The sequence below is a fragment of the Pseudomonas sp. RW10S2 genome (genome assembly GCF_014268985.1).
GTDB lineage: Bacteria > Pseudomonadota > Gammaproteobacteria > Pseudomonadales > Pseudomonadaceae > Aquipseudomonas > Aquipseudomonas wayambapalatensis.
Genome location: NZ_JABWRO010000217.1, coordinates 1 through 3,375 on the forward strand (window position 1 = coordinate 1; position 3,375 = coordinate 3,375).

The window sequence follows — 3,375 nt, forward strand, 5'->3', positions numbered from 1 at the left end:
GCGGTTCGCCGCTGCGACTTGTCCCGCGATGAGGCCCTGAAGATCACCCCCCTTCGGGAGCCTCACCATGTCATCCGCCCGCTTCACCCTGTTCACCGCCTCGGCGGTGTGCGCGCTGATCATCCTCGACACCAATATCGTCGCAGTCAGCCTGCCCAGCATCGCCCGCGACCTGTCCGGTTCGTTCGCCGACATCGAATGGGTGGTCAGTGCCTACCTGCTGGCCTTCGCCGCCGCCCTGCTACCGGCCGGCAGCCTGGCCGACCGCTTTGGCCGGCGGCGCATGCTGCAACTGGGCCTGGGGGTGTTCGGCCTGGCCTCGCTGGCCTGCGGCGCCGCGCCGACACTGATGTTTCTCGACCTCGCCCGGGCCGCCAAGGGCCTTGGTGCGGCGCTGCTGCTCACCGCCGCGCTGGCGGCCATCGGTCACCGTTTCCATGAGCCCGAAGAGCGCCTGCGCGCCTGGGCGTTCTGGGGCGCGTGCATGGGCGCGACCATCACCTTCGCACCGCTGCTTGGCGGCCTGATCGCCAGCACCCTGGGCTGGCGCTGGATCTTCTACATCAACCTGCCGCTGGTGGTGGTGCTGGCGGTGATGGTCCGGCGCAGCGTCGAGGAATCGCGCGACAGCGCCGCTGCCCGCCTGGATCCGTTCGGCAGCCTGACCTTCGCAGGTGCGCTGGGCTACCTGATCTGGGCGCTGATCGATGCCAACCGCGTCGGCTGGGACAGCGCGCCCACCCTCGGTCGCCTGGTGATCGCGGCGTTCCTGTTCTTCCTCTTCGTGCTGGTCGAACGCAACCAGTCGCGGCCGATGATCGACCTGCAACTGATGCGCAGCGGGCGCTTCATCGGCGCTCTGCTCGGCATGTTCGCCTATGCCGCCTGCGCCCAGGTGATGATGACCTTGCTGCCGCTGTACCTGCAGAACGGCCTGCAGCTCCCGGCGCTGGCTGCAGGCGCAGGCATGCTGCCGTTCGCCCTGGCGATGCTGCTGACACCCCGCCTGGGCATGCGCCTGTCGGCGCGGCTCGGCTCGGCGCGAATCTTCGCCCTCGGCCTGTTGCTGGTGGGGGTGGGCAACCTGCTGTGCGCCGTGGCCGCCGCCCAGGGCGGTTATGCCGCCTTCGCCCTGGCCAGCCTGGTGCTTGGTGCCGGGGCTGGGCTGCTCAATGGCGATACGCAGAAGAACATCATGGCCTGCGTACCGCGCGAGCGCACCGGCATGGCCTCGGGGTTGAGCACCACCACACGCTTCGGCGCGATCGTGCTGGCCATCGGTGTGCTGGGCGGGATCCTGGCCAGCCGCAGTGGGCAGTTGCTGCGTGAGGCGGTGGCGGGGGTGGCGCCGGGGCAACTGGACAAGGTCGGCGACATGGCGACCCGGGTCGCGGCGGGCGATCTGTCGGCGGCGCTGGCGGTGGTCGATCCGGGCCTGCGCGGCACCCTGGCGCCGCTGGCGCGCCAGGCCTTCGTCGGCGGTTTCGAAGCGGTGCTGACCAGTGCGGGCGTGGCGGCGCTGGTGTTCGCCGTGGTGGTCGGGCTTCTGCTGAACCGACCACTCCCCGTGCCAGTCACGCAGCCGGCCTGATGATTTAATTTCATGGTCGCTATCAATCAACGCGATTAGAAGGCTTCACATTCTCTGGGTATAAAGCATGCAAAAAATGATGGCAAAAAGCTTTTATGCACTCGGGGGAGGACACCATGTTCAGAGGAATCAGCATCACCATGAGGTTGGCGCTGGGGTTTGCATTGGTCGTTGGGTTGATGCTGGTCATCACCGCCATCGGCGTGCACCGGGTGGGCGGGATCGACGCGCTGCTCACCGAGGTCAGCGGCAACACCACGGTCAAGCAGCGCTATGCGATCAACCTGCGCGGCAGCGTGCATGACCGCGCCATCGCCATCCGCGATGCCGTGCTGACCCACGATGACGGCCAGCTTTCGGGCTTCCTCCAGGACATCAAGCGCCTGGACGACTTCTACCAGAGTTCCGCAGTGCCGCTGGCCAAGATGCTCGGCGAGCCCCAGGCCGGCGCCGACGAGCAACGCCTGCAGCAGCAGATCCAGGGCATCGAGCGTACCGCCCAGGCCGCCACCGCACAGCTGCTGGAACTGCGCCACAAGGGTGACTTCGAGCAGGCCCAGGCGCTGTTGCTGGCCCAGGTCGCGCCGGCATACAAGGAATGGCTGCGCAGCATCAACGCCTTCATCGACCTGCAGGAAAAGGACGTGGTGCGCGACATCGGCATCGTGCGTGACAGCGCTTCGGGCTTTGCCGGGTTGATGCTCTGGGCGGCGGCCCTGGCTGCGCTGCTCAGCGTCGGCGCCTCGCTGCTGATCATCCGCAGCATCCGCTCGACCCTGGGCGCCGAGCCCGAGGAAGTGGCGCAATTGCTGCGCGGCCTGGCCCGTGGCGAGATCGACCAGAGTGTGCGCAGCCAGCACCCGGACAGCGTGATGGGCGCACTGGGCACCACCAACCGTCACCTCACCGAGATCATCGCCCAGGTCAACCAGGTAGCGACCGACCTGGTCGCCTCGTCCAGCCGCATGAGCCAGGGCGCTGTCGCCAACCAGGGGCGCATGCAGCAGCAGAGCGACGATACCCAGCACATGGCCAGCGCCGTGTCGCAGCTGGTGGCCGCCATCAACGAGATCGCCGGTTACGCCGCTGCAGCCGCACGGGCCTCCGAGGCGGCCGACCAGGAGGTGGACGCTGGCAAGACCGTGGTCGAAGGCACCGCCAGCTCCATGCACGAACTGGCCCAGGTACTGGAGTCGGCCACCGAGGCGGTGTTGCAGGTCGCCTCTGACAGCCAGGCCATCGAGAGCATCATCGAGGTGATCAACTCCATCGCCGAGCGCACCAACCTGCTGGCGCTCAATGCCGCGATCGAGGCCGCACGTGCCGGCGAGTTCGGCCGGGGCTTCGCGGTGGTCGCCGACGAGGTGCGCTCGCTGGCCAACCGCACCCAGGAGTCGACGCGCGAGATTCGCGGCATGATCGGCAAGCTGCAGGAGGGAGCCGGCAAGACTGCACAGATCGTCGGCGACAGCCGCGAACTGGCGCAGGACACGGTGGAACGTACCCAGGTCGCGCAGCGTGCGTTGAACGAGATCCGTCGCGAGGTGGCAGCGATCAGCCAGATGAACAATCAGATCGCCGCGGCGTCGTCGCAGCAGGATGTGGCGGCGAGCATGCTCAGCCAGGACATCAATCGCATCCACGCCTCCTCGCGTGATGCCCATGCAGGTTCGACGCGCCTGGCCGGAGACAGCCAGGAACTGCTGGAACTGGCGGATGCGCTGGGCAGCCGGATGGGCTTCTTCAAGACTGCCGGGTAGTTCCGCCAGGCCTGGCCTCTTCGC

At 67.7% G+C, this 3,375-nt stretch carries 2 protein-coding genes; both read left to right on the top strand.

Features of this window, described 5'->3' with window-relative positions; genetic code table 11:
* Positions 1-67 precede the first annotated feature (67 nt).
* Entirely contained in the window at positions 68-1,591 is a 1,524-nt protein-coding gene (locus HU729_RS25230) for an MFS transporter (RefSeq protein WP_186711896.1), read from the top strand.
* A 116-nt stretch (positions 1,592-1,707) separates the two neighbouring features.
* A complete protein-coding gene (locus HU729_RS25235; RefSeq protein ID WP_186711897.1) occupies positions 1,708-3,351 on the top strand; it encodes a methyl-accepting chemotaxis protein in 1,644 nt (547 codons plus the stop codon).
* The last annotated feature ends 24 nt before the right edge of the window (positions 3,352-3,375 follow it).

What these genes read in the sequence shown, in the direction of transcription:
- HU729_RS25230 (WP_186711896.1), top strand. Translation starts at nt 68, where the DNA reads ATGTCATCCGCCCGCTTCACCCTGTTCACCGCCTCGGCGGTGTGCGCG.
- HU729_RS25235 (WP_186711897.1), top strand. Translation starts at nt 1,708, where the DNA reads ATGTTCAGAGGAATCAGCATCACCATGAGGTTGGCGCTGGGGTTTGCA.